This is a genomic window from Stenotrophomonas maltophilia, from assembly GCF_004920835.1.
Lineage (GTDB): Bacteria > Pseudomonadota > Gammaproteobacteria > Xanthomonadales > Xanthomonadaceae > Stenotrophomonas > Stenotrophomonas maltophilia_AQ.
The window spans coordinates 260,796-285,388 of the sequence record NZ_QFHO01000002.1 but is presented as its reverse complement, the minus strand read 5'-3'; the positions used below and the strand labels follow the sequence as shown (position 1 = coordinate 285,388).

The window sequence follows — 24,593 nt, the reverse complement described above, 5'->3', positions numbered from 1 at the left end:
TGGTCAGTCCAGGTAGCTGACGCTGACGATCTCGTACTCGCGCTGGCCTGCCGGGGCGTCGATCACGATCGAATCGCCTTCCAGCTTGCCGATCATCGCGCGCGCCACCGGCGAGGAAATCGCGATCAGGCCCTGCTTGATGTCCGCCTCGAGGTCGCCAACGATCTGGTACTTCCGTTCTTCGTCGGTTTCCACGTCAGCCAGCGTCACGCTGGCGCCGAACACCACCTTGGAGCCGGCATTGAGCTTGCTCACGTCGATGATCTCGGCATGCGACAGCTCGCCTTCCAGCTGCTTGATGCGGCCTTCGATGAAGCCCTGTTCCTCGCGCGCGGCGTGGTACTCGGCGTTCTCCTTCAGGTCGCCATGCTCACGGGCTTCGGCGATCGCGGCGATCACCTTCGGGCGCTTGACCGACTTCAGGTGATCCAGTTCGTCGCGCAGCTTCTGCGCGCCCTTCATGGTGATGGGGGCTCTCATGCATTCAACTCCTTGTGCAGCTCCTGCAGCGACCAGACAGGGCCGGTGCCGCGGAATTCCAGTGAATCCACCAGCGCCTTGGCGCCGGCAATGGTGGTCGAGTAGGTGACGCGATGCTGCAGCGCCTCGCGACGGATCGAGAACGAATCGTTGATCGCCGAGCGACCTTCGGTCGTGTTGACGATGTAGACGATCTCGCCGTTCTTGATCGAGTCGACGATGTGCGGACGGCCTTCGACCACCTTGTTGATGATCTCGCAGTCCATGCCATGCTGCTGCAGCCACGCGGCGGTGCCACGGGTAGCGACCAGGCTGTAGCCACGCGCCAGCAGTGCCTTGGCCACCGGCAGCACGCGCTTCTTGTCCGGGTCGCGAACCGAAACGAAGGCCTTGCCGATCGGCGGGGCCTTGATGCCGCCCGCCTCCTGGGCACGCGCGAAGGCGGCGTTGAAGGTGCGGCCCACGCCCATCACCTCACCGGTGGAACGCATCTCCGGCCCGAGGATCGGGTCGACGCCCTGGAACTTGGCGAACGGGAAGATCGCTTCCTTCACCGAGTAGTAGTCCGGCACGATTTCCTTGGTTGCGCCCTGCTCTTCCAGGGTCTTGCCGGCCATGCAGCGGGCGGCGATCTTGGCCAGCGGCATGCCGGTGGCCTTGGACACGAACGGCACGGTGCGCGAGGCACGCGGATTCACTTCCAGCAGGTAGATGGTGTCATCACCCTCATCGCTGGTCTGGATCGCAAACTGGGTGTTCATCAGGCCGACCACGTTCAGGGCCTTGGCCAGCTCCACCACCTGGCGGCGCAGTTCAGCCTGGGTACCAGCCGACAGCGAGTACGGCGGCAGCGAGCACGAGGAATCGCCCGAATGCACGCCAGCCTCTTCGATGTGCTCCATCACGCCACCGATCAGGACGTTGCCATCCTTGTCAGCAATGATGTCCACGTCGCACTCGACGGCGTTGTCGAGGAAGCGGTCCAGCAGCACCGGCGAATCGTTGGACACCTTCACCGCGTCGCGCACGTAGCGGGCCAGGTCGGATTCGCCGTAGACGATTTCCATGGCGCGGCCGCCCAGCACGTAGCTCGGACGCACCACCAGCGGGTAGCCGATCTCGCGGGCCAGCAGCAGGGCTTCCTGGTCGTTGCGTGCGATGCGGTTCGGCGGCTGCTTCAGGCCCAGGGTGTCGACCAGCTGCTGGAAGCGCTCGCGGTCTTCGGCCAGGTCGATGGAGTCCGGGCTGGTGCCGATCACTGGCACGCCATTGGCTTCCAGCGCGCGCGCCAGCTTCAGCGGGGTCTGGCCGCCGTACTGCACGATCACGCCCTTGGGCTGTTCCAGTTCGACGATTTCCAGCACGTCTTCCAGGGTCAGCGGTTCGAAGTACAGGCGGTCGGAGGTGTCGTAGTCGGTCGACACGGTTTCCGGGTTGCAGTTGACCATGATGGTTTCATAACCATCCTCGCGCAGCGCCAGTGCCGCGTGCACGCAGCAGTAGTCGAACTCGATGCCCTGGCCGATGCGGTTCGGGCCACCGCCCAGGATCATGATCTTGTCGCGGTTGCTCGGCGCAGCCTCGCACTCGTCCTCGTAGGTCGAGTACAGGTAGGCGGTACCGGTGGAGAACTCACCGGCGCAGGAGTCAACGCGCTTGTAGACCGGGCGCACCTTGTGCGCACGGCGCAGCGCGCGGATGGCCGCTTCGTTGGTGCCGGTCAGCTGGGCCAGGCGCGCATCGGAGAAGCCGGCGCGCTTGAGCTTGCGCAGGCGCGCCGCATCCAGTGCGTCGATGCCATCGGCTGCGACCTGGGTCTCGGCGGCGATGATTTCTTCGATCTGGTCCAGGAACCACGGATCGATGTAGGACAGCTTGAAGATGTCCTCCACGCTCATGCCGGCACGGAATGCGTCGGCGACGAAGAACAGGCGCTCCGGGCCCGGTGCCTTCAGCTCGCGGCGCAGGGTCTGCAGATCGTCCTCATTGGTCAGGTCCAGGCCGGTCGGGTCGAAGCCGACCTTGCCGGTTTCCAGGCCGCGCAGTGCCTTCTGCATCGATTCCTGGAAGGTGCGGCCCATCGCCATCACCTCACCCACCGACTTCATCTGGGTGGTCAGGCGCGCATCGGCGGCGGGGAACTTCTCGAAGGCGAAGCGCGGGATCTTGGTGACGACGTAGTCGATGGACGGTTCGAAGGAGGCCGGGGTCAGGCCGCCGGTGATCTCGTTCTTCAGTTCGTCCAGGGTGTAGCCGACGGCCAGCTTGGCGGCGACCTTGGCAATCGGGAAGCCGGTGGCCTTCGAAGCCAGCGCCGAGGAACGCGACACGCGCGGGTTCATCTCGATCACCACGACGCGGCCGGTGTCCGGGTTGATGCCGAACTGCACGTTCGAGCCACCGGTATCCACGCCGATCTTGCGCAGCACGGCAATGGAGGCATCGCGCAGGCGCTGGTATTCCTTGTCGGTCAAGGTCTGCGCCGGGGCCACGGTGATCGAGTCACCGGTGTGCACGCCCATCGGGTCCAGGTTCTCGATCGAGCAGACGATGATGCAGTTGTCCGCCGTATCGCGGACCACTTCCATCTCGAATTCCTTCCAGCCCAGCACCGACTCTTCCACCAGCACTTCGGTGGTCGGCGACAGCTCCAGGCCACGGCTGACGATGTCGACCAGTTCTTCGCGGTTGTAGGCGATGCCGCCACCGCTGCCGCCCAGGGTGAAGCTGGGGCGGATGATGGTCGGGTAGCCGACGCGGGTCTGGATCTCCAGCGCTTCGTCCAGGGTGTGGGCGACAGCGGCGGTCGGGCATTCCAGGCCGATCTCACCCATGGCCACGCGGAACAGCTCGCGGTCTTCGGCCATGCGGATCGCTTCGCGCTTGGCGCCGATCAGTTCAACGTTGTACTTCTCCAGTACGCCGTTGTCGGCCAGGTCCAGCGCGCAGTTCAGCGCGGTCTGCCCACCCATGGTCGGCAGCAGCGCATCGGGCTTTTCCTTGGCGATGATCTTCTCGACCGTCTGCCAGTTGATCGGCTCGATGTAGACGGCGTCGGCCATCTCCGGGTCGGTCATGATCGTGGCCGGGTTGCTGTTGACCAGCACCACGCGGTAACCCTCGTCACGCAGGGCCTTGCAGGCCTGCGCGCCGGAGTAGTCGAACTCGCAGGCCTGGCCGATGACGATCGGGCCAGCACCGATGATGAGGATGGTCTTGAGGTCAGTGCGCTTGGGCATTTTCTTCTCTAAGTCAGTACAGCGTGACAAGGGGGGTGATCGCACGCTGTCGATCAGGAATCTTGATCCGCAGCGCCGCGCCAGGGGCAGCAGCGATGCGGGGGCTTACGGTCCATCGCGACGCCACCGGGGGGCCGGCGGCGTACTGATCACGCCTTGGCCTGCTCCATCAGCACCACGAAACGGTCGAACAACGGGCCGACATCGTGCGGGCCCGGCGACGCTTCCGGGTGGCCCTGGAACGAGAACGCCGGCACGTCGGTGCGGGCGATGCCCTGGTTGGTGCCATCGAACAGCGAACGGTGGGTCACGCGCAGGGTCGCCGGCAGGGTCGCTTCGTCGACCGCAAAGCCGTGGTTCTGCGAGGTGATCATCACGCGGCCGCTGTCCAGGTCCTGCACCGGGTGGTTGGCGCCATGGTGGCCGTGGCCCATCTTGATGGTCTTCGCGCCCGAGGCCAGGCCCAGCAGCTGATGGCCCAGGCAGATGCCGAAGGTCGGGATCTTCTGCTCGATGAAGGTCTTGATCGCTTCGATGGCGTAGTCGCACGGTTCCGGGTCACCCGGGCCGTTGGACAGGAACACGCCGTCCGGCTTCAGCGCCAGCACTTCGGCGGCCGGGGTCTGCGCCGGCACCACGGTGACCTCGCAGCCGCGCTCGGCCAGCATGCGCAGGATATTGGTCTTCACGCCGAAGTCGTAGGCCACCACCTTGTGCTTGGCCGGCACGCTGACAAAGGCGTTGGCATCCAGGTCCAGCTGGCCCTCGGTCCAGACGTAGGTCTTCTCGGTAGTGACGACCTTGGCCAGATCCATACCCTTCAGCCCCGGGAACTTGCGGGCGGCTTCCAGTGCCTTTTCCACGTCGATGTCACCGGCCATCAGCGCACCGTTCTGCGCGCCCTTCTCGCGCAGGATGCGGGTCAGCTTGCGGGTGTCGATGCCGGCGATGGCGACCACGCCACGCTGGATCAGCCAGTCCTGCAGCGACACCTGGCTGCGCCAGTTGCTGGGGCGGCGCGGTACATCGCGCACGATCAGGCCGGCCGACCACACCTTGGACGCTTCATCGTCCTGGTCGGTCATGCCGGTGTTACCGATGTGCGGATAGGTCAGCGTGACCATCTGCCGGGCGTAGGACGGGTCGGTCAACACTTCCTGGTAGCCGGTCATGGCGGTGTTGAACACCACCTCACCGACGGACAGGCCGGGCGCGCCTACGGATTCGCCCTCGAATACGGTGCCGTCTTCGAGGACGAGGATTGCGGCTTGGGTCACGGGAATCTCACTTTGGCTACCGAGGGGGCTGCCGAAGTCACGCCTGCGCTTCACGGAAATCCGGTTGCAAAAAAGCGCGGACGTACGGTCTGGGACCGGTCCGGCTTTCGTGATTCGGCGAGTGCGAATTGTAGCGGTGCCGGGGCCCGCGCGCCAGCGGTTATCGCGCTTCATGAACAGGCGATTGCGTATTCATTTCAATCCGGCGGCGTATGCGGGCCGGAGGCGGGGTCGGATCCTTTCCCGGATGGGAAAGGCTCTGACCCCAGGCGCCCTCGGGTGGGGGCAGAGCCCTTTCCACTGGAAAGGGATCCGACCCCCGGAATCAGCCCGCCTTACTGCAGCAGGTCCCGCACCCGATAGCTGCCCGGGGCCCGTCCCTGCAGCTGGCGGGCGGCGAACAGCGCGCCGCGGGCAAAGATGTCGCGGTTGGTGGCCCGGTGCACCAGCTCGATGCGCTCGCCCAGCCCGGTGAACTGCACCAGATGCTCGCCCACGATGTCGCCGGCACGCAGGCTGGCGTAATGCGGCTCCGCCCCACCCCGCTGCGCGGCCGCCCCCAGGGTCAGCGCGGTGCCCGACGGCGCGTCCTTCTTCTGGGTGTGGTGCGATTCGACCACATCGCAGTCCCAGCCAGCCAGCGCCTGCGCGGCGCGCTCGACCAGCTCGTCCAGCACCGCCACGCCCAGGCTGAAGTTGGAGGCCCAGACCAGCGGGATGGTCGTTGCCGCGGCTTCCAGCGCCTGGCGCTGGCTGCTGGAGATGCCGGTGGTGCCTGAAACCAGGCCCGCACCCCGCTCCACGCACAGCGCCAGCAGCTGGTCGAAGCCCTCCGGCAGGCTGAAGTCGATCGCTACGTCGAACGCCGGCGCACCGGGCAGCTCGCTGGCAGCAAAGAACGGGACGCCGTCGACCACGCGCTGGGCCGGTGCACGGCCGGTCACCGCGGCCACGATCTGCAGGGTTTCGGGATGTTCGGCGGCCAGTCGCAGCAGGGCCTGGCCCATGCGCCCGGAGGCGCCGTGAATGAGCAATCGCAGGGGAGTCTGGTTCATGCCTGCAGGCTAGCGGCAGCACGCCTGCTCCGGCAAGCGCCATCGCTGCTACGCTGCATGCCCTTTCATGCAATGGATGGCAGTTCCACCATGCAGATCAGCGAACAGCTGGTGCTGGTCACCGGCGCCGGCCGCGGCCTTGGCCAGCACATCGCCCGCGCCTTCGCCGCACAGGGCGCCCGCGTCATCATCAACTATCACCGCAGCGAGGCCGTCGCACGTGCGCTGGCCAGCGAGCTGGGTGGCCAGGCGATCGCGCTGCCGGCCGATGTCACCGACCGCACCCAGGTCGATGCAATGCTGCAGCACGCGCTGGCACATTTCGGCCAGGGCGTCACCACCGTGGTCAACAACGCGCTGGCCGCCTTCTCGTTCAATGGCGACGCCCGCGACAGCGCTGCCGACATCGGCTGGCCGGCCTTCCAGGCACAGTTCGAAGGCAGTGTGCGCGGTGCGCTGAACACCGTGCAGGCCGCCCTGCCCGGGATGCAGGCGCGCCGTTTCGGTCGCGTCATCAACATCGGCACCAACCTGTTCCAGAATCCGGTGGTGCCCTATCACGACTACACTGCCGCCAAAGCCGCGCTGCTGTCGCTGACCCGCACCCTGGCAGGCGACCTGGGCCCGCACGGCATCACCGTCAACATGATGTCCGGCGGCCTGCTGCGCACCACCGATGCCAGCGCCGCCACGCCCGAAGCGGTATTCGACTACATCGCCGCCAATACACCACTGCGCAGCGTCACGACCCCGGCCGAGTTCGCCGATGCGGCGCTGTTCTTCGCCAGCCCCTGGTCGCGCGCGGTGACCGGCCAGAACCTGGTGGTGGACGGCGGGCTGGTGCGGGACTGAGCCGATGCGCATCTCCGAGGTAAGCCGCCTGACCGGGGCCAGCGCCAAGGCCATCCGCCTGTACGAGGCACGCGGACTGCTGCCGCCGGTGCCACGACTGAACCGCTATCGCGACTACAGCGAACAGGACGTGGCCTGGGTGCAACTGATCCGCCAGGCGTTGGGGCTGGGCATCACCCTGGCCGCGATATCCGGCCTGCAGGGTCGCGATGGACGGCTCGACTGGCCTGCGGTACTGGCCTTGCTGGAACAGCAGCGCACCCGCATTGCCAGTGAGCGGGCGCGGCTGGAACAGGTCGACCTTGCCCTGCGGCAGGTCCGCGATGAACTGCAGCGATGGCTGCACTCCGGCGGCACTGATTGCGTCCTGCAACCCAGCGGCTGCCCCACCGGCGTTTGACTCTGCCCCTGGGGCAGACCGCACCCTCGCGCACTTTCCATTGCCCGAGGTTGCCGTGTCCCGCTCCATCCTGATCCTGCTGGGCCATCCCGACCGCGACAGCCTGTGCGGCGCCCTCGCCCAGCGCTACGCCACCGCCGCCGAGAACGCCGGCCATCGGGTGCGACTGATCGCACTGGGTGACCTTGAGTTCGATCCCGTGCTGCGCCATGGCTATCGCCAGATCCAGCCACTGGAAGCCGATCTGCAGGACGCCGCCGATGCGATCGAGGCCTGCGATCACCTGGTGCTGGTCTATCCCACCTGGTGGGGTGCGATGCCGGCGCTGCTGAAGGGCTTTTTCGATCGTGTGCTGTTGCCGGGGTACGCCTTCCGCTACCGGCGCGATTCGGTGTGGTGGGACCGATTGCTGGCCGGGCGCAGCGCGCGCGTGATCACCACGCTGGACACGCCGCCCTGGTACTACCGCTGGATCTACCGCGACCCGGGCATCACCCAGATCCGCGCCACCATCCTGGAGTTCTGCGGCATCCGCCCGGTGCGGGCCAGCCGGCTGGGGGCGGTGCGCAGCAGCAGCCCGGCGCAACGCAACAAATGGCTGGCACTGGCAGCGGAGCTGGGAGCGCGGGCCGGGTAGATCCGCAGCCATGGGTAAAGCGTGCGAACCAAGGTTCGCACCCACCTGGGGCGAGGATTTGCACCCACCTGGAAGGTTTGCACCTACCTGCGGCGCTCGTTGCGCGTGTCGCGTTTGCCAATTGACCCCAAGGCGCTGCACCTAAAGGCTGAGAGCCCCTCTTCCGGCCCAGGCAAAGCCCATGAAATCCTCGACTGTCTTCAGCAAGTGCGCCAGGAAGACCGGCTTTGCCGGCACGTCGACGACCCGCTACCGCTTGCTGGATGACGCCCTGCTTGTCGTGAATCACCAACGCGCCAGTGAAAGCCGGGGCTTCTATGTGAATGCCGGGCTCTACTTTCCAGAGCTGCTCGCGTATCCCCTCGCGCCTGACGATCTTGAAACGGCTTTCAGGTACCGCTCCAGCATTCCTACGCCCCATGTCGACTGGCGGATCGAAGCGACGCCAGGCCTGCGCCGGGCCTTCATCCAGCAGGATCTTGATGATCTGCTGGAGGCCGGCAATCGCGATGCGATGAAAGGCCTGCTGCTCGGCGCCCTTGCCGACGTGGCGAGCTTCGCGACAACCCATGGAGACCGGGAGTCGGTGCGGCGATTGAATCAGGATGGAAGCTTCCGGGCAATCATCCGCAGGGAGGTCTGAACCCCGGAAAGCGTGCGAACCAAGGTTCGCACCCACCGGGCGAAGTCCGCACCCACCGGGCGAAGTCAGCACCCACAGGGCGAAGGCCCGCACCTACCGGCCGAAGGCTCGCACCTACCAAGGCAGAGTCAGTGCTGTTTGGGCGGCGGCGGTCCGCAGCTGTCGCAACCGCCACAGGCACCACCGCCGCCGGTGGCCGGCGGCGCGATTCTCCGTCCCAGCGCCTGCATCCAGGCGGCGCGGCCCGGCTTCAGCAGGGCCAGCGCCAGCGCACCACGCAGCTTGCGCACGGTGCCGGGGAACTGCTTCTTCAACACCACCCAGCCACTGACCAGCACGGCCACCGCAATGATCAGGTACTGCAGCAGCAGTCCGCCGTCCATCAGCCGCCCCCCAGCGCCTTGGTCACCTGGTAGGTGATCAGCGCCGCCACGTAGGCCGCAGCAAACAGGTAGAACGCCGAGAAGGCCATCGTCTTCCACGAATTGGTCTCGCGCTTGATGGTGGCCAGCGTCGAGATGCACATCGGGGCGTAGATGTACCAGACCAGCAGCGACAGCGCGGTGGCCAGCGACCAGCCGTCGCTGATCAGCGGGGTCAGTGCCTGGCTGGCGGCATCGTCATCGGCCGCCGACAGCGCGTACACGGTGGCCAGCGAGGACACCGCCACTTCGCGCGCGGCCAGGCCCGGAATCAGCGCGATGCAGATCTGCCAGTTGAAGCCCAGCGGCGCAAAGAACACCGCCATCGCATGGCCTATCTGGCCGGCGTAGCTGTAATCGATGGCCGGCATGGTGGCGCCGACCGGGGCCGCCGGGAACGACAGCAGCACCCACAGCAGGATGGTCAGCGCCAGGATGATGCCGCCGACGCGCTTGAGGAAGATCATGCCGCGCTCGTACAGGCCCACCGCCAGATCGCGCACATGCGGCAGGCGGTACGACGGCAGCTCCAGCATCAGCGGGTGCTCGCTCTTGTCGCGGCGCCACTTCTTCATGATCCACGACATCGCCAGCGCACTGAGGATGCCGGCCGCATACAGGCCGAACAGCACCAGGCCCTGCTGGTTGAACACGCCCCACACCGTCTTCTGCGGAATGAACGCGCCAATCAGCAGCGCATACACCGGCAGGCGCGCCGAGCAGGTCATCAGCGGCGCGACCAGGATCGTGGCCAGGCGGTCACGCGGGTCCTGGATGCTGCGCGTGGACATGATGCCCGGCACCGCGCAGGCGAAACTGGACAGCAGCGGGATGAACGAGCGACCGGACAGGCCTGCGGCCGCCATCATGCGGTCGAGCAGGAACGCCGCACGCGGCAGGTAGCCGGATTCCTCCAGCACCAGGATGAAGAAGAACAGGATCAGGATCTGCGGAAGGAACACCACCACGCCACCGACGCCGGCGATGATGCCATCGGTCAGCAGGCTGGCCAGCGGACCTTCGGGCAGCACGCTGCCGACAAAGGCACCAAGCCAGGCGAAACCGGCCTCGATACCGTCCATCAACGGTGTTGCCCAGGCGTACACCGCCTGGAAGATCAGGAACATCACCACCGCCAGGCTGATCAGGCCGAACACCGGGTGCAGCAGCCAGCGGTCCAGCGCGTCGTCGATCTTCGCAGTGCGCGCCGGCATGCGCACGGCCACCGACAGGATCTCGCGCACCTTGGCGTGGTAGTCGATGCCGCCCTCCGGGCCGGGCACCGGTGCGTCCAGGTGCGGCACCATCGCGTCGAGGCGCTCGACCAGGGCCTTGGCACCCTGCCTGCGTACCGCCACGGTCTCCACCACCGGCACGCCCAACTCGCGCTCCAGCGCGGCCACATCCACCTGGATGCCGCGGCGCTGGGCCGCATCGACCATGTTCAGCGCCACCACCATCGGCTTGCCCAGCTCGCGCAGTTCCAGCGCGAAACGCAGGTGCAGGCGAAGGTTGGTGGCATCGATCACGCACAGCAGCACGTCCGGTGCGGCTTCGCCCGGGTAGAAGCCCCGGCACAGATCACGGGTGATCGCCTCGTCCAGGCTGGCCGGATGCAGGCTGTAGGCGCCCGGCAGATCAAGTACTGCGAATTCACGGCCAGACGGCGCGCGCAGGCGGCCTTCCTTGCGCTCGACGGTGACACCGGTGTAGTTGGCGACCTTCTGGCGGCTGCCGGTCAGCTGGTTGAACAGCGCGGTCTTGCCGCTGTTGGGGTTACCGACCAGCGCAATGCGCAGCGGTGCGGTAGAGGCTGCAGCGGTCATGCGCGACGCTCCTGGCGGTTGGCGTCGACCACGACGCGCTTGGCTTCACTGATCCGCAGCGCGAAGCGAGTGAACCCGACCTGCACCAGCAGCGGCTCGCCACCGACCGGGCCCTTGGCCACCAGGCGCACTTCCTCGCCCTTCACGAAACCCAGCTCGCGCAGGCGACGGGCGATGGCATCGTTGGCATGGAGGTCCTGCACGGACTCGACCACGGCCGAGGTGTGCAGCGGCAGTTCGGACAGCGTCATCTAGCGTATTCTCTGCTGGATGTAAATGGTTCTCGATTCTAACATTCCCGCGTCGCGTCATGGCCCATGACCAATGGCCCGCTATGATCCATACAGGTATGGAGTGACCCTGGAATCCCATGAACGATGCTTTGCAGATCGAGCGCAGTGGCGCCGTCCTCACCCTCTGGCTGAACCGGCCGGAGCTGCACAACGCCTTTGACGCCGGCCTGATAGCGCGGCTGACCGCCGCACTCGAAGCCGCCGGACGCGACAGCACGGTACGCGCGGTGGTGGTGGCCGGGCACGGTGCTTCATTCTCGGCCGGTGCCGACATGCAGTGGATGCGCGGTATGGCTGCCGCCAGCGAGGCCGACAACCGCGAGGACTCGCTGGCGCTGGCACGGCTGATGCGTACCCTGGACGAACTGCCCAAGCCGACCCTGGCCCGGGTCCACGGCGCGGCCTTTGGCGGTGGCGTCGGCCTGGTCGCCTGCTGCGACATCGCCATCGCCAGCAGCTCGGCCCGCTTCGGCCTGACTGAAAGCCGTCTCGGCCTGCTGCCGGCGGTGATCTCGCCCTATGTGATCGAGGCCATCGGCCCGCGCCAGGCCCGTCGCTGGTTCGCCACCGGCGAGCATTTCGACGCCGAGACCGCGCTGCGCATCGGCCTGGTCCACCAGCTGGTCGAGCCGGAACGCCTGGACGAGGCTGTGCAGCGCCAGCTGGCCCTGCTCGACAAGGCCGGCCCGATCGCCTCGTCGTCAGCGAAACAGCTGGTGCGGCAGGTCCGCGACAGCCATGACCGCGATGCCCTGGATCGCGATAATGCCGCCCTGATCGCGCGCCTGCGGGTGTCCGCCGAGGGCCAGGAGGGCCTGGGCGCCTTCCTCGACAAGCGCGCCCCCCATTGGGTCACGGAAGCCTGAACATGCTCGATCATCTTGGTTTGACCAGCGCCGACCTGGCGCGCAGCAAGACCTTCTTCCTGCAGGCACTGGCACCGCTGCAGATCGGCGTGGTGATGGAAGTCACCGCCGAACAGACCGGCGCCCACGACCACATCGGCTTCGGCAGCGACGGCAAGCCGTTCTTCTGGCTTGGCAATGGCGGCACCGCCAGCCACGGCGTGCACGTGGCCTTCGCCTGCGCCAGCCGCGCGCAGGTGGACGCCTTCCATGCCGCCGCGCTCGCCGCCGGTGGCCGCGATAACGGTGCCCCGGGCCTGCGCCCGTGGTACCACCCGGATTACTACGGCGCCTTCGTGCTCGACCCTGATGGCAACAACATCGAAGCGGTCTGCCATCGCCCCGTCAGCGAGGTGGCCGCATGAGCGACTACGTCCGCATCGTCGAGGTCGGCCCGCGTGACGGCCTGCAGAACGAAAAGCAGTCGGTCTCCACCGCCGACAAGATCGAACTGATCAACCGCCTGTCGGCCACTGGCCTGCGCAGCATCGAGGCGACCAGCTTCGTCAGCCCAAAGTGGGTCCCGCAGCTGGCCGACGCCGCCGAGGTCTATGCCGGCATCCAGCGCCGGCCGGGCATCCACTACCCGGTGCTGGTCCCGAACGAACAGGGTTACGACCGCGCCCGCGCGGTGGGCGTGGAGGAAGTGGCGGTGTTCACCGCCGCGTCCGAAGCCTTCAACCGCACCAACACCAATGCCGGCATCGACGAGTCGCTGGCCCGCTTCGAGCCGATCCTGCGCCGCGCCGCCGCCGATGGCGTGCGCGTACGTGGCTACGTCTCCACCGTGCTCGGCTGCCCTTATCAGGGCGAGGTACCGCTGGCCGACGTGGTGCGCGTGGCACGCGCCCTGCACCAGATGGGCTGTTACGAAATCTCGCTGGGCGACACCATCGGCGTCGGCACCCCGCGCAAGGCACGGGCGATGCTGCAGGCGGTCGCTGCCGAGATCCCGATGGAGGCGCTGGCCGTGCATTTCCACGACACCTACGGCCAGGCCATCGCCAACATCGCCACCTGCCTGGAAGAAGGCGTGCGCGTGGTCGACAGCGCCGTGTCCGGCGCCGGTGGCTGCCCGTATGCGAAGGGCGCCAGCGGCAATGTCGCCAGCGAAGACGTGGTCTACCTGCTGCAGGGCCTGGGCCTGGACAGCGGCGTGGACCTGCCGGCACTGGCCGAGACCGGCCGCTGGCTGGCCGGCCTGCTCGGCCGCGCCACTGCCAGCCGCACCGGGCAGGCGCTGGCAACGGCCGGTTGACCACCGCACTGCGCCGCCCCGCAAAGGCGGCGCAGTGCACAACAGCGGCGGTCGCGGCTTCCGTTAGAATCGGCGGTTCTCGAACCTGCAGGACCGTTCAATGCAGCTGTCTTCCGTACGTGCCGTGATCACTGGCGGCGTCTCCGGCCTCGGCCTGGCCGTGGCCCAGCACCTCGTCGCCCAGGGCGGCAAGGTGGCCCTGTTCGACCTCAACGACGACAAGGGTGCTGCCGCCGTTGCCGGGCTGGGTGCCGACAAGGCCCGCTATTTCAACGTCAACGTCAGCGATGAGGCAGCCGTGGCTGCGGCCATCGACCAGGCCCACGACTTCCTGGGTGGCCTGAACGTCGCGATGAACTGCGCCGGCATCCTCGGTGCCGGCCGCGTACTCGGCAAGGAGGGCCCGATGCCGCTTGCCGGCTTCCAGGGCACAGTGATGGTGAACCTGGTCGGCAGCTTCAACATCGCCAAGGCTGCGGCCAACCGCATGCAGCACAACGAAGCCGGCGTGGACGGCGAGCGCGGCGTGATCATCAACACCGCCAGCATCGCTGCCTACGAAGGCCAGATCGGCCAGGCCGCGTATGCCGCCAGCAAGGGCGGCGTGGTGTCGATGACGCTGCCGATGGCGCGCGAACTGTCGCGCTTCGGCATCCGCGTCAATACTATCGCCCCGGGCGTGTTCTGGACACCGATGGTCGACGGCATGCCCGAAGCCGTGCAGCAATCGCTGGCCGCCTCGATCCCGTTCCCGTCGCGCCTGGGCAAGCCGGAAGACTTCGCCGGCCTGGTCGGCTTCATCCTCGGCAACACCTACCTCAACGGCGAGACCATCCGCCTGGACGGCGCTACCCGCCTCGCTCCGAAGTGATTCCCCCCGGGCGCCGGGACGGCGCCCTCCCCCAACGACCAACATCATCATGAAAGCCAACGACATCAAGAAGGGCAACGTCGTCGAGTACAACAACGGCGTGTACCAGATCCGCGACATCGAGCGCAGCTCGCCGCAGGGTCGCGGCGGCAACGTCCGCTTCCGCTTCATCATGTACAGCGTGCCGGGCGGCAACAAGCTCGACGCCAGCTTCGATGCCGACGACAACCTGGTCGAGGTCGAACTGCTGCGCCGCCAGTCCACCTATTCGTACAAGGACGGCGATGCGTTCGTGTTCCTCGATGACGAGGACTACACCCCCTACACCCTGGACGCGGACGTGATCGGCGACGACGCCGGCTACATCACCGACGGCCTGACCGGCATCTACGTGCAGGTGATCGACGAGCAGCCGGTGGCGATCCAGCTGCCGGCCTCGGTGGTGCTGGAAGTGATCGAGACGCCGCCGGAACTGAAGGGTGGCACCGCCACCAAGCGCCCGAAGCCGGCCAAGCTCAACACCGGCATCGAAATCATGGTGCCGGAGTACATCGTCAACGGCGAGCGCGTGCTGGTGAACACCGCCACCGGCGAATTCGCTGGCCGTGCCGACTAAGCGCCTTGCGCTGATCGGTTGCCTGTCCCTGCTTGCGGCGTGTTCGCCGCAGGCAACGGACAGCACGGCCGATGCTGCGCCGAACGCAGCGCCTGTCGAACCGGCCGTGACGGCAGCACCGGCGGTGGAGGCACCGGCCGCCGTGGAGGCCACCGCCGAAGCGGAGGCCACCGCCGAAGCGGAGCCCTCTACCGACCTGACCTCGGGCGATGAGGAACTGGACAAGGCACGCGCAGCCGCTGGCTGCCCGGTTCCGGAGGATGTGTATGACGTCGACGACGTGCGCATCTACTGCGCGATGCCGACCGACGTGCAGGCCTTCCTCGCGCGCGAAAACACCTGCCAGCACTTTGCGGGTGAGGAACCCTACGACGACGAGCGCCGCCGCGAACTGGAAGAGGCCAGCGCCAAGTACTGCGAGGGCCGCGAGAAGATCTTCACCGGCCTGGTCGCGCGTCATCGCGGTGACTGTGCGATCCGCAAAGCGCTGATCGGGATCAACAGCCGCTATGACCTGGACTTCGATCTCGACCTGAAGCCCTGCGGGGCTGACCCCTCGTGATGTAGAGCCGAGCGTGGGCTCGGCTCTACAGATGCCTTACAGCTGCTTCGCGCCGAAATTGCCGCAGCCGTGATACTGGCGGGTGCCGATGGTCAGGTTCACCTTGGCATCGAACGCCTCGCCACTCATGTCGTCCTGGCAGGTAGTACGCTGGAAGCTGAGCTTGACGTCGGTGCCATCGGACGCCTTGCCGCTCCAGCCGTCAGCACCTTCGGTGGGCTTGGCGACGTCGAAGCGACGCTCGCCGTAGTCGACTTCCACCTGCAGGCCGGGCGTGTCGCCGTCAACGATGGCCAGCCAGCCCGGCTCGTTGCCGGTGGCACGGAACGCGGCATTGCCGGCGCTGCCATCGCCCTCGGTGGCTTCCACCGCATGGCACTCGCGGTCGGCCTCACCCTTCAGGCTCAGCAGGCCGTCATCGCTGCCCTTGGTCCAGAAGGTGTTGCCCTGGCCATCACCGTACTTGGCGCCCGACGCCGCACGCTCGGAGGTCATGGCGAAGGTACGGTCGCCGATCACCACCGTGGCCGCATCCTCGCCATTGAAGGTCGCGCGCACGTCCAGATCGCCACAGCGATAGGTGGTCTCGCTACCGACACTGGCGCCGGTACTGGCGCCTGACTGAGGGGCAGCCGGTTCGGGGTTGCTGCTGCCCGCGACGGGCGGCTGGGCCGGCTGGCACGCGGCCAGCACCAACCCGAGGGAGGCTGCCAACAGACTGGGAACTACACGCATGGCTCGACTCCTTGTCGACACTACAGAGATGCTCGACCCTACCATCTGGCGGTGAGCGGGGTCTGAAAGCGGCCTGACCGCGTTCATGCGGCCAGCACCGCCATCGACAGCAACTGTGCGCCGCTGCCGCCGGAACTGCAGGTCCAGACCCGCAGCAGGCGCAGTTTCAGCTCGCGCTCCTGGCCCTGCTCGCGCACCGACAAGCGCACGTCGCTGGACAGCAGCGCCAAGCGGCCACACAGCAGCGTTTCCGTCGCGCAGGACTGCAGGCCATGCACCTGCAGGCGGCCGCCCAGCCACTCGCGCAACCACGGCAGGTCGAGCATGCGCCCACCCTGCCCGTCCATCATGAACAAGGCCGGCGATACCAGCGCGGTCAGCGCATCGTGATCATCGCCCAACAGCGCTTCGCACAGGCGCTGCTCCAGCGCCCTCAATTGCAGTTCATGCAGATCGTCAACGATGTTCCGTTCCATCCACGGATCCTTCCGGCGTCGGCCGGCGTCTGTGCAGGCGCTGCGCGATCCACTGCCGCGCGCCCTGCACCACTACATAGAAGACCGGCACGAAGAACACCGCCAGCACGGTCGCGCTGACCATGCCGCCGAACACGCCGGTCCCGATCGCCTGCTGGGTTTCCTTCGATGCGCCCTGCGCCAGCATCAGCGGCACCACGCCCAGCGCGAACGCCAGCGAGGTCATCACGATCGGCCGCAGGCGCAGCCGTGCCGCCTCCAGCGCCGCTTCCACCAGGCCCCGGCCCTGCTGCTGCAGCTGGCGTGCGAACTCGACGATGAGGATCGCGTTCTTCGCCGACAGCCCGATCACGGTGATCATGCCGACCTTGAAGAACACGTCGTTGGGCATGCCGCGCAGCAACACCGCCACGACCGCACCGAGCAGGCCCAGCGGTACCACCAGCATCACCGCCAGCGGAATCGACCAGCTCTCGTACAGCGCCGCCAGCACCAGGAACACCACCAGCATCGACAGCAGCAACAGCCACGGCGCCTGTGCGCCGGATTCGCGTTCCTGCAGCGACTGGCTGGTCCATTGCAGGGCGAAGCCGGACGGCAGCTGCGTGGCCAGGCGCTCCATTTCCGCCATCGCCTGGCCGGTGGAAACACCGGATGCCGGTGCACCGGACAGGTTCAGCGCCGGGAAACCGAGATAGCGCTGCAGCTGCAGCGGCGCCTCGGTCCAGTGCGGGGTCACCAGCTCGGACAACGCCACCATGCCGCCTTCGCTGTTGCGCACATAGAGCTTCAGCACGTCCTCCAGTTCCATCCGGTGCGAGGCGTCGGCCTGCAGGATCACCTGCTGCAGCCGTCCCTTGTTGGGGAAGTCGTTGACGTACTGCGAGCCAATCGCTGCCGACAGCGTGCTGCTGATATCGGCGAAACCCACGCCCATCGCCTCGGCCTTGGCCCGATCGATGTCCAGCCGCACGCTGGTGCCGGCCGGCAGGCCATCGGCATGCACCTCCGACAGCAGCGGGCTGGCCTCGGCCAGTTTCAGCAGCCGCTGCAGGGCCGCGCGCAGCTCTGCCTGGCCCTGCCCGGTGCGCGCCTGCAGCGCCAGCGAGAAGCCGGACGAACGCCCCAGGCTGTCGATGGCCGGCGGCATCACGCTCATCACCTCGCCCTCGGCAATCGTCGCCATCGCCTTCTGCGCGGCCTCCACTTCGCCGGCTGCAGTGGCCCCTGCACGCTCGCCCCAGTCCTTCAGCATGGTATAGGTCAGTGCCGCGCTCGGGCCGGAACCGGAGAAGCTGTAGCCGAGGATCGACTGGTTGGAGCCGATGCCCGGGCGTGACGCCACATGCTGTTCGTAGGCTTCGACCACGGCCAGCGTGCGCTCGGCGGTGGCTTCGGCCGGCAACTGGATCGAGGTCATGAAATAGCCCTGGTCTTCTTCTGGCAGGAACGCACCCGGCAACCAGTGCAGGCCCAGCAGCAGTGCCACCACCAGTGCGGCGAACACGCCCATCACCCGCCCACTGCGCTGCAGCACCGAAGCCACGCCACGCTGGTAGCGCCCGGTCATTCTCTCGAAGCCACGATTGAAGGCACCAAACAGCCCGCCACGACCATGGTGGCCATGGGTGTTCGGGCGCAGCAGCGTCGCGCACAACGCCGGCGTCAGGCTCAACGCGAGCAGCGCCGAGAACAGGATCGACACCGCCATCGCCACGGTGAACTGACGGTAGATCGCGCCCACCGAGCCACTGGCCAAGGCCATCGGGATGAACACGGCGGTCAGCACCAGGGTGATGCCGATCACCGCACCGGTCAGCTCGCGCATCGCCTTGATGGTCGCCTCGCGCGGCGGCAGGCCTTCCTCGGCCATGATCCGCTCCACGCCCTCGACCACCACGATCGCGTCGTCGACGATGATGCCGATCGCCAGCACCATGCCGAACATGGTCAGCACGTTGATCGAGAAGCCCAGCGCCAGCATCACCGCGAAGGTGCCGAGCAGCGCGATCGGCGCGACCAGCGCCGGGATCAGCGTGTAGCGCCAGTTCTGCAGGAACAGGTACATCACCGCGAACACCAGCAGCATCGCTTCCAGCAGCGTCTGCACCACCTTCTGGATCGAGATCTTGACGAACGGCGCGGTGTCGAACGGAATGCTCGACTGCACGCCACGCGGCAGCAGCGGCGCCAGCTCGGCCATGCGCTCGCGCACCGCCGAGGCGGTCCGTACTGCGTTGGCTCCGGGGCGCAGCTGCACGCCGGCCGCCGTCGCCGGATGGCCGTCCTCGCGGGTGCCCCAGGCGTAGCTCTGCGCACCCAGCTCGATGCGGGCGACGTCACCCAGCAGCACGCGCGAACCATCGGCGCCGGCACGCAGCACGATCGCCGCGAACTGTTCCGGCGTGGACAGCTGGCCGTCGGCGCTGAGCGGCACGGTGATGCGCTGGCCTGGCACGCCCGGCGAATCACCGATGCGCCCTGGCGAGATCTCCAGGTTCTGCTGCTCGATGGCGCTGGCCACATCACCCATGGTCAGCCCGTAGCCGGTCAACCGGGTCGGGTCCAGCCACACCCGCATCGCCTGCTCGGCACCGAACAGCTGCACACGGCCGACGCCATCGATGCGCCGCAGCTCTTCGATGATGTTGCGCGCCATGAAGTCACCCAGCGCTGCCTCACTCACGCTGGCATCCGGCGAACGCAGGCCGACCAGCATCAGGAAGCCGGAATCGGCAGCCTCCACGAACAGGCCGTTCTGGCGCACGCTGCGCGGCAGGCGCGGCTCGATCGCCTTGATCCGGTTCTGCACGTCCACCTGCGCCAGCTCCGGATTGGTGCCAGGCTTGAACGTGGCGGTGATCGAGGCCTCACCGGAGGTATCCACCGACGATTCGAAGTACAGCAGGTGCTTGACGCTGGACAGCTCGCGCTCGATCAGGCCGACCACCGCATCGTTCAATGTCTGTGGGCTGGCGCCCGGGTAGCTGGCGTAGATGCTGACGCTGGGCGGCGCAACCGCCGGATAGCGCTCCACCGCAAGGCGCGGAATCGCCAGCACGCCGGCCAGGATGATGAAGATCGCCAGCACCCAGGCGAACACCGGGCGATCGATGAAGAAACGTGCCATGTTGGATTTTTCCTGGAAGGCTGGCCCGGAGCGGGCTCAGCCCTTGCTGCCGGCCTGCACCGCACCGGCGCCAGCGACCGGCATCCGCCAGTCGCGCGCATCGACCACCACGCCTTCCTGCAGGCGCTCCTGGCCCTCGACCACCACCTTCTCGCCCGCTTTCAGGCCCGTGCGCACCAGCCACTGGCGATCAACGCTGCCGTCGACCTCCAGCGTGCGGATCACTGCCTTGCCATCGCCACCGATCACCCAGGCGTACGCCTGGCCGCCAGCACTGCGCAGCACCGCCTGCTGCGGCACGGTCAATGCACTGGCCGGCGCGCCACGCGGCACCCGGGCACGCACATACATCCCGGGCAGCAACTGACGATCCGGGTTGTCGACCAGGATGCGGAGGATCACGTCACCGGTGCGCGCGTCGACGTTTATGCCGGAGAACAGCAGCTGTCCGCGCTCAGGCATCGGCTTGCCGGCGGCGCCGATGATGGTTACCGGCAACTCGCCGCCACCGGCGGCGCTGCGCTGCAGCGACTCCAGCTGCGCGGCGGGCTGGCGCACGTCGACGTAGACCTGGTCGATCTGCTGCACCACCGCCATCGGCTCGGTATCGGCCACGCCGACCAGCGCACCTTCGGTCACCAGCGCCTGGTCGATGCGGCCGGCAATCGGCGCGCTGACCGTCGCATAGCGCAGGTCCAGCTGCCGGCGGGAGAGGATCGCGCGCGCTTCGTTGACGGCGGCACGGGCCTGTTCGTACTCGGCACTGGCATCGTCGCGGTGCTGCTGGCTGACGGCCTGTGCGGCGGCCAGTGCCTGCAGGCGCTGCGACTGCACGCGGCTGCGGCCCAGTGCCGCCTCGCTGCGCTGCAGCGCGGCCAATGCCGAATCGACGTCGGCCTTGAACGCGGCCGGATCGATCTGGAACAGCGCCTCGCCGGCGCTGACTTCCGCGCCCTGGTCGAACAGCCGGCGTTGCACGATGCCGCCCACCTGGGCGCGGATCTGCGCGGTACGTACCGCGGCCACGCGGCCGGGCAGCTCGTCGTCACGCTGCACCACCTGCGGGCCGACAGTGACCACGCTGACGCGCGGTGCGGCTTCGGGCGTGGCGTCGGGAGAGGAACAGGCCGTCATGGCCAGGGCGAGGGCCGCGATCAACGCGACCGGAGTCCTGAAGGTTCTCATTGTTGTGCACAATGCCGCGCAGGCGGCTGATAGGTTCTGAAGCGTGCAGTCTGCGTGGCGATGATGGGGTTTCGATGGAGGAACTGTGGAGATACGATGGAGGCAAGCACCTTAAGGCCCCGCCCCCCGCATGCAAGCCTCCCCTGCCCTCGCCGCCCTCGTCCTGATCGTTGAGGATGAGGGCGAGATCGCCGACATTCTCACCGCCTACCTCGAACGCGAAGGACTGCGCACGCTCCGTGCCGCCGATGGCCACAGTGCGCTGGACCTGCATCGCAGCGCCCGCCCCGACCTGGTCCTGCTCGATGTGCAGCTGCCGCGCCTGGATGGATGGAGCGTGTTGACCCAGCTGCGCCAGCGCGGCGAGACGCCAGTGATAATGCTGACTGCACTGGACCAGGACCTGGACAAGCTGACCGCGCTGCGCATGGGCGCCGACGACTATGTGGTCAAGCCGTTCAATCCCGCCGAAGTGGCGGCGCGCGTGCGTGCCGTGCTGCGGCGTACGCTGCGCACCTCGCGCGTGGACGCGCCCACCGCACTGCGCGTGGGCCCGCTGCTGATCGATTCGGCCACCCATGCCGTGCACGTCGAGGGCGAAGGCTACAGCCACGAGGTGCTGCTCACGCTCACCGAGTTCAAGCTGCTGCACTGCATGGCGCTGGCGCCGACCCGCATCTTCAGCCGCAGCGAATTGATGCACGAATGCCTGCCGGAAAGCGAGGCGCTGGAGCGCACGGTCGACAGCCATGTCAGCAAGCTGCGCCGCAAGCTGGATGAAGTTGGCATGGTCAACGTTCCTGCCAGCGTGCGCGGTGTCGGCTACCGGTTGATGGCCGACCGCTGATGGCCCGACTGCGCCGCTCCGGGCTCAGCCGCCACATCATCGTTTCGATGTCGCTGATGGTGATCGGCGTCATCGTGATGATGATCCTGTCGTCTTGGCTGCTGTATGCAGTGCTGGTCGAATTCTTCCCCGGCACTACCGATGAGCCGGAAAGCTGGCTGCCGACCGGCCCCGAACTGGCATGGATGGTCGGCGTGATCCTGACTGGCCTTGCACTGGCCATCGCCGCCTCGTTCCGTCTTGCCCACCGCATCCTGTCACCGTTGAATTCACTGGTCGACAGCGTGCGCGCGCTCGCGGGCGGCGACCTCGGCGCGCGCGCCAGCGTCGAGGAAAACTCGCCGGGCGAAGTGGCCACCCTGGTCGAGGATTTCAATGCGATGGCGCGCCGCCTGCAGCACATGGAGAGCGAACGTTCGATGTGGCATGCGGCCATCGCCCATGAGCTGCGGACACCGGTGACGATCCTGCGCGGCCGCCTGCAAGGGTTGGCCGAAGGAGTCTTCCAGCCAGACGAATCCCAGTTCCGCAGCCTGCTTGCCCAGGTCGAAGGCCTTTCGCGCCTGATCGAAGATCTGCGCGTGCTGAGCCTGTCCGACAATGCACGGCTGGATGTACGCCGCGCGCGCACCGACGTAGTGGCCGAGGTGCATTCGGTGATGACCCTGGTCGACCCCCAGTTCCGCGCCGCCGGCTTCGTGCTGGAACTGGAAACCAGCCGCGAGGAGCACACCGCCCATTGCGATCCGACCCGGCTGCGCCAGGCATTGCTGGCACTGCTGGAGAACGCGCGCCGCTACGCCAGCCCGGGCAAGGTGCGGATTGCCGTGCACGACACGCCCGGCCATGTGCAGGTGGCGATCGAGGACGAGGGCCCGGGCATCGACCCGGCCTTGCATGCCGATATCTTCACCCCGTTCATGCGCGCCGATGGCTCGCGCTCACGCCAGGGCGGCGGCAGCGGGCTGGGTCTGGCGGTGGTCAAGGCCATCGCAGACGCGCACGGCGGCCGCGTCTACTGCTCGCCGGGCAGTGCCGGCGGCAGCCGTTTCGTCATCGAACTGCCGCGCCAGTAGCCGGTGCAGCGGCCTGTTCGCGCAGATGCGCGCCGAGCCTGGCCAGGTTGGCATCGATCGCATCCATCTCATCGCGTTGCTTCACCGGCAGCTGCTGACGCAGCTGCACGCGCAGCGCCTGCCACGCCGGTACTGCCTGTGCGCTGGCGGTGGACACGGCCTCGGTCAGCACCGCCTGTTCGTCAGCCAACGGCAGCCCGTAGCCAGCGTCCCGCAGCAGGGTGCCCGGCCGCAGCCATTGCCCGCTCTGCTCAAGCAGCCCACGCAGGCTGCGGGTTTCTGCGCTGTCGGGCGCGGCCAGCAACCGGCGCTTGAGCACGTCACGTGCGCGCAGCTCGGCACGCCGCTGTGCGGCCTGTTCCAGCAGCAGCAGGCCGGCGCTGGCGCGCAGGTCGCCCCTCAGCAACCACGGTGCCCGTTGCTGTGCAGGCAGCTTCAACCAGCCGCGTACATCACGTGCGGGCAATGCCAGCCGGGCTGCCGCCACGCCGAACAACTGCTGGTAGTGGTCGCGTGCCGAGGCGAAGTAGTAACCCTGCGCCTGTGCTGAATCGCGATCAGCCAGCACCTGCTCATCCAGTACCTGCAGCCGCGACAGCCGCCGCTTCAACCCACGCGGGCTGAGCTGGGCCAGGCCTGCCTCGCCCAACCTCGGCACGCCGGCCTGCAACAGCTTTGCGGTTTCCACCGCGCAGTTGTTGCTGACGAAGTAGTAGCGCCCGTCGTAGCTCCAGTGCACCTGTGCTGTGCGCTCAAGCAGGCTGGCGATCTCGCTGCGCTCCAACTGCAACGGCAGCGATTGCAACCCGCGCAGCTCTACCTTGGTGTACTCGTCCACAACCTGCTGCAGCGGAAGCACGAACAGCCGCGAGGGATAACCGCCGGTCAGCCCACGCCAGTTGGAAATCTGCACGTCACCGACGAACGCACGGAACGACAGTACCCGGTGGTACTCCAGGTCCAGGCGACAGTCCGGCCCCGGCGCACGGTCAGGCCGGCAGATCACCAACCGAAGCATGCTGTGGCCCCAGCGGCTCATCGGCTGGGCACTGCCTTCGGCAAACAGGTAATCCACCGCGTAGACGCGCGCCGGGTCAAGTTGCAGCAGCGATGCAGCGCCCTCTTCCGGTTCGGCCTGCAGCAACGGCATTGTCGTAGAGCAGTGCGGCTGAGGCAGCGAAGGCGGCGCTCCAAAATGCGCCTGGTACCACTGCGCCAGCGCCGGTCGCCGGCAGGCGAACTCACTGTCGAGCACGAAATGCTCGGCGTTCACCGCCAGATACTCGGCCGGACTTTTCAGTTCATAGGCATCCGGACTACGGTCACGGAAGTCGTTGTCGCCACGGCCGAGGTGCCACGGCTTGCGCTGCCACCCCGCCAGGTCCCGCCAACGCGCACTGCGCGACCAGTTCGCGCCACTGCGGTCGGCAACATGGGTCAGCTCGTGTACCAGCGCACTGCGGCGCGCACGGCGGGCGCCGGGCATGCCGTCATCCAGCAACTCGCGGCGCAGCGCGATCTGACCGGCGAAGGTTCGGCCGTGCACGTTATCCGGCAGGTCATCGCGCCAGGCCACCCGTACCTGCGCAGGCAAGGCGTGCAGCAGGCCTTGCGGCAACAGCGACTGCACGTCGGCCAGGGTCTGGCGGGCGAGCTGCTGCTGCGCCGGGTCGAGACCGGCAGGGTCCAGCTGCAGGCGGTCAGCGGCATATGCCGCGGGAATGCCCAGCCACGCCAATGCGACAAGCCACCCGCGTTTCGGTGGCGCCGGGCGATGCCCGGCGGCATTCAACACGGGTGTCATGCGG

The 24,593-nt window shown here is 67.4% G+C and carries 24 protein-coding genes; 12 read left to right on the top strand and 12 right to left on the bottom strand.

Going from position 1 to position 24,593, the window contains the following annotated elements:
- Positions 1-3: 3 nt before the first annotated feature.
- The 4 genes from greA to dapB all read right to left on the bottom strand — a co-directional run bounded on the left by greA (position 4) and on the right by dapB (position 6,051).
- Positions 4-468, bottom strand: coding sequence for a transcription elongation factor GreA (gene greA / locus DI041_RS02770; RefSeq protein WP_174238326.1), 465 nt, complete (start codon positions 466-468; stop codon positions 4-6).
- Between the two features lie 8 nt (positions 469-476).
- Positions 477-3,719 carry a carbamoyl-phosphate synthase large subunit gene (gene carB, locus DI041_RS02765; protein ID WP_046985660.1) on the bottom strand — a complete coding sequence of 1,081 codons (3,243 nt, stop codon included), beginning with the start codon at positions 3,717-3,719 and terminating at the stop codon, positions 477-479.
- A 149-nt stretch (positions 3,720-3,868) separates the two neighbouring features.
- A complete protein-coding gene (carA, locus tag DI041_RS02760) occupies positions 3,869-4,996 on the bottom strand; it encodes a glutamine-hydrolyzing carbamoyl-phosphate synthase small subunit (RefSeq protein ID WP_046985659.1) in 1,128 nt (375 codons plus the stop codon).
- 335 nt (positions 4,997-5,331) lie between these two features.
- On the bottom strand, positions 5,332-6,051 hold the full coding sequence (dapB, locus tag DI041_RS02755) for a 4-hydroxy-tetrahydrodipicolinate reductase (protein WP_136639661.1): 720 nt from the start codon (positions 6,049-6,051) through the stop codon (positions 5,332-5,334).
- 90 nt (positions 6,052-6,141) lie between these two features.
- Here dapB and DI041_RS02750 point away from each other — a divergent pair, with 90 nt between their 5' ends.
- The 4 genes from DI041_RS02750 to DI041_RS02735 all read left to right on the top strand — a co-directional run bounded on the left by DI041_RS02750 (position 6,142) and on the right by DI041_RS02735 (position 8,583).
- Positions 6,142-6,903 (top strand): 3-oxoacyl-ACP reductase, encoded by a 762-nt coding sequence (locus tag DI041_RS02750; RefSeq protein ID WP_429000995.1) that lies wholly within the window; start codon positions 6,142-6,144, stop codon positions 6,901-6,903.
- A 4-nt stretch (positions 6,904-6,907) separates the two neighbouring features.
- Positions 6,908-7,303, top strand: a complete 396-nt coding sequence (locus tag DI041_RS02745; RefSeq protein WP_046985657.1) for a MerR family transcriptional regulator — start codon at positions 6,908-6,910, stop codon at positions 7,301-7,303.
- Positions 7,304-7,358: 55 nt separating this feature from the next.
- Positions 7,359-7,940, top strand: a complete 582-nt coding sequence (locus DI041_RS02740) for an NAD(P)H-dependent oxidoreductase (protein ID WP_136639662.1) — start codon at positions 7,359-7,361, stop codon at positions 7,938-7,940.
- Between the two features lie 181 nt (positions 7,941-8,121).
- The gene (locus tag DI041_RS02735; RefSeq protein WP_046985656.1) at positions 8,122-8,583 is read left to right on the top strand and encodes a DUF4304 domain-containing protein; all 462 of its coding nucleotides are present in this window, start codon (positions 8,122-8,124) and stop codon (positions 8,581-8,583) included.
- A 128-nt stretch (positions 8,584-8,711) separates the two neighbouring features.
- Here the strand turns inward: DI041_RS02735 and DI041_RS02730 are convergent, their stop codons facing one another.
- Genes DI041_RS02730 through DI041_RS02720 form a run of 3 tightly spaced genes read right to left on the bottom strand, consistent with a single transcriptional unit; the run spans position 8,712 to position 11,082 of the window.
- Positions 8,712-8,966 (bottom strand): DUF6587 family protein, encoded by a 255-nt coding sequence (locus DI041_RS02730; protein WP_136639663.1) that lies wholly within the window; start codon positions 8,964-8,966, stop codon positions 8,712-8,714.
- On the bottom strand, positions 8,966-10,831 hold the full coding sequence (feoB, locus tag DI041_RS02725) for a ferrous iron transporter B (protein ID WP_136639664.1): 1,866 nt from the start codon (positions 10,829-10,831) through the stop codon (positions 8,966-8,968). The genes DI041_RS02730 and feoB overlap by 1 nt, the downstream gene beginning before the upstream one ends.
- The gene (locus tag DI041_RS02720; RefSeq protein ID WP_046985653.1) at positions 10,828-11,082 is read right to left on the bottom strand and encodes a FeoA family protein; all 255 of its coding nucleotides are present in this window, start codon (positions 11,080-11,082) and stop codon (positions 10,828-10,830) included. The genes feoB and DI041_RS02720 overlap by 4 nt, the downstream gene beginning before the upstream one ends.
- 119 nt (positions 11,083-11,201) lie before the next feature.
- On the opposite strand from DI041_RS02720, the gene DI041_RS02715 reads away from it, so the two are divergent.
- The 6 genes from DI041_RS02715 (at position 11,202) to DI041_RS02690 (ending at position 15,336) form a co-directional block, all read left to right on the top strand.
- Positions 11,202-11,990 (top strand): enoyl-CoA hydratase/isomerase family protein, encoded by a 789-nt coding sequence (locus DI041_RS02715; RefSeq protein ID WP_046985652.1) that lies wholly within the window; start codon positions 11,202-11,204, stop codon positions 11,988-11,990.
- 2 nt (positions 11,991-11,992) lie between these two features.
- Positions 11,993-12,394 carry a VOC family protein gene (locus tag DI041_RS02710; RefSeq protein ID WP_046985651.1) on the top strand — a complete coding sequence of 134 codons (402 nt, stop codon included), beginning with the start codon at positions 11,993-11,995 and terminating at the stop codon, positions 12,392-12,394.
- A complete protein-coding gene (locus DI041_RS02705; protein WP_136639665.1) occupies positions 12,391-13,287 on the top strand; it encodes a hydroxymethylglutaryl-CoA lyase in 897 nt (298 codons plus the stop codon). Before DI041_RS02710 ends, DI041_RS02705 begins: the two co-directional genes overlap by 4 nt.
- Before the next feature lie 100 nt (positions 13,288-13,387).
- Positions 13,388-14,158: an SDR family oxidoreductase gene (locus DI041_RS02700; RefSeq protein WP_136639666.1), complete on the top strand. Its 771-nt coding sequence runs from the start codon at positions 13,388-13,390 to the stop codon at positions 14,156-14,158.
- 49 nt (positions 14,159-14,207) lie between these two features.
- On the top strand, positions 14,208-14,774 hold the full coding sequence (gene yeiP / locus DI041_RS02695; protein ID WP_005409468.1) for an elongation factor P-like protein YeiP: 567 nt from the start codon (positions 14,208-14,210) through the stop codon (positions 14,772-14,774).
- The gene (locus DI041_RS02690) at positions 14,764-15,336 is read left to right on the top strand and encodes a hypothetical protein (protein WP_136639667.1); all 573 of its coding nucleotides are present in this window, start codon (positions 14,764-14,766) and stop codon (positions 15,334-15,336) included. The genes yeiP and DI041_RS02690 overlap by 11 nt, the downstream gene beginning before the upstream one ends.
- Positions 15,337-15,372: 36 nt before the next feature.
- On the opposite strand, the gene DI041_RS02685 is transcribed toward DI041_RS02690, so the two are convergent.
- The 4 genes from DI041_RS02685 to DI041_RS02670 form a co-directional block, all read right to left on the bottom strand.
- The gene (locus DI041_RS02685) at positions 15,373-16,071 is read right to left on the bottom strand and encodes a COG3650 family protein (RefSeq protein ID WP_136639668.1); all 699 of its coding nucleotides are present in this window, start codon (positions 16,069-16,071) and stop codon (positions 15,373-15,375) included.
- Positions 16,072-16,154: 83 nt separating this feature from the next.
- Positions 16,155-16,547, bottom strand: coding sequence for a nuclear transport factor 2 family protein (locus tag DI041_RS02680; RefSeq protein WP_046985646.1), 393 nt, complete (start codon positions 16,545-16,547; stop codon positions 16,155-16,157).
- Entirely contained in the window at positions 16,528-19,677 is a 3,150-nt protein-coding gene (locus tag DI041_RS02675) for a multidrug efflux RND transporter permease subunit (protein WP_136639669.1), read from the bottom strand. The genes DI041_RS02680 and DI041_RS02675 overlap by 20 nt, the downstream gene beginning before the upstream one ends.
- Before the next feature lie 36 nt (positions 19,678-19,713).
- Positions 19,714-20,862 (bottom strand): efflux RND transporter periplasmic adaptor subunit, encoded by a 1,149-nt coding sequence (locus DI041_RS02670; protein ID WP_136639670.1) that lies wholly within the window; start codon positions 20,860-20,862, stop codon positions 19,714-19,716.
- Between the two features lie 130 nt (positions 20,863-20,992).
- On the opposite strand from DI041_RS02670, the gene DI041_RS02665 reads away from it, so the two are divergent.
- Together DI041_RS02665 and DI041_RS02660 are read left to right on the top strand one after the other, a co-directional pair.
- Positions 20,993-21,709 carry a response regulator gene (locus DI041_RS02665; protein ID WP_136639671.1) on the top strand — a complete coding sequence of 239 codons (717 nt, stop codon included), beginning with the start codon at positions 20,993-20,995 and terminating at the stop codon, positions 21,707-21,709.
- Positions 21,709-22,785: an ATP-binding protein gene (locus tag DI041_RS02660; RefSeq protein ID WP_046983722.1), complete on the top strand. Its 1,077-nt coding sequence runs from the start codon at positions 21,709-21,711 to the stop codon at positions 22,783-22,785. Before DI041_RS02665 ends, DI041_RS02660 begins: the two co-directional genes overlap by 1 nt.
- Here the strand turns inward: DI041_RS02660 and DI041_RS02655 are convergent.
- Complete coding sequence (locus DI041_RS02655; RefSeq protein WP_136639672.1) at positions 22,763-24,589, bottom strand: DUF7844 domain-containing protein; 1,827 nt, start codon at positions 24,587-24,589, stop codon at positions 22,763-22,765. The two genes, DI041_RS02660 and DI041_RS02655, sit on opposite strands and share 23 nt — an antisense overlap.
- Positions 24,590-24,593 lie beyond the last annotated feature (4 nt).

Bases quoted from the DNA above. Each gene is read 5' to 3' on its own strand.
- DI041_RS02710 (WP_046985651.1), top strand. From the start codon at position 11,993: ATGCTCGATCATCTTGGTTTGACCAGCGCCGACCTGGCGCGCAGCAAG.
- DI041_RS02720 (WP_046985653.1), bottom strand. From the start codon at position 11,082: ATGACGCTGTCCGAACTGCCGCTGCACACCTCGGCCGTGGTCGAGTCC.
- yeiP (WP_005409468.1), top strand. From the start codon at position 14,208: ATGAAAGCCAACGACATCAAGAAGGGCAACGTCGTCGAGTACAACAAC.
- DI041_RS02750 (WP_429000995.1), top strand. From the start codon at position 6,142: ATGCAGATCAGCGAACAGCTGGTGCTGGTCACCGGCGCCGGCCGCGGC.
- carB (WP_046985660.1), bottom strand. From the start codon at position 3,719: ATGCCCAAGCGCACTGACCTCAAGACCATCCTCATCATCGGTGCTGGC.
- feoB (WP_136639664.1), bottom strand. From the start codon at position 10,831: ATGACCGCTGCAGCCTCTACCGCACCGCTGCGCATTGCGCTGGTCGGT.
- DI041_RS02685 (WP_136639668.1), bottom strand. From the start codon at position 16,071: ATGCGTGTAGTTCCCAGTCTGTTGGCAGCCTCCCTCGGGTTGGTGCTG.
- DI041_RS02700 (WP_136639666.1), top strand. From the start codon at position 13,388: ATGCAGCTGTCTTCCGTACGTGCCGTGATCACTGGCGGCGTCTCCGGC.
- DI041_RS02665 (WP_136639671.1), top strand. From the start codon at position 20,993: ATGCAAGCCTCCCCTGCCCTCGCCGCCCTCGTCCTGATCGTTGAGGAT.
- DI041_RS02745 (WP_046985657.1), top strand. From the start codon at position 6,908: ATGCGCATCTCCGAGGTAAGCCGCCTGACCGGGGCCAGCGCCAAGGCC.
- DI041_RS02705 (WP_136639665.1), top strand. From the start codon at position 12,391: ATGAGCGACTACGTCCGCATCGTCGAGGTCGGCCCGCGTGACGGCCTG.
- dapB (WP_136639661.1), bottom strand. From the start codon at position 6,051: ATGAACCAGACTCCCCTGCGATTGCTCATTCACGGCGCCTCCGGGCGC.
- DI041_RS02730 (WP_136639663.1), bottom strand. From the start codon at position 8,966: ATGGACGGCGGACTGCTGCTGCAGTACCTGATCATTGCGGTGGCCGTG.
- DI041_RS02655 (WP_136639672.1), bottom strand. From the start codon at position 24,589: ATGACACCCGTGTTGAATGCCGCCGGGCATCGCCCGGCGCCACCGAAA.
- DI041_RS02675 (WP_136639669.1), bottom strand. From the start codon at position 19,677: ATGGCACGTTTCTTCATCGATCGCCCGGTGTTCGCCTGGGTGCTGGCG.
- DI041_RS02680 (WP_046985646.1), bottom strand. From the start codon at position 16,547: ATGGAACGGAACATCGTTGACGATCTGCATGAACTGCAATTGAGGGCG.
- DI041_RS02715 (WP_046985652.1), top strand. From the start codon at position 11,202: ATGAACGATGCTTTGCAGATCGAGCGCAGTGGCGCCGTCCTCACCCTC.
- DI041_RS02660 (WP_046983722.1), top strand. From the start codon at position 21,709: ATGGCCCGACTGCGCCGCTCCGGGCTCAGCCGCCACATCATCGTTTCG.
- DI041_RS02670 (WP_136639670.1), bottom strand. From the start codon at position 20,862: ATGAGAACCTTCAGGACTCCGGTCGCGTTGATCGCGGCCCTCGCCCTG.
- DI041_RS02735 (WP_046985656.1), top strand. From the start codon at position 8,122: ATGAAATCCTCGACTGTCTTCAGCAAGTGCGCCAGGAAGACCGGCTTT.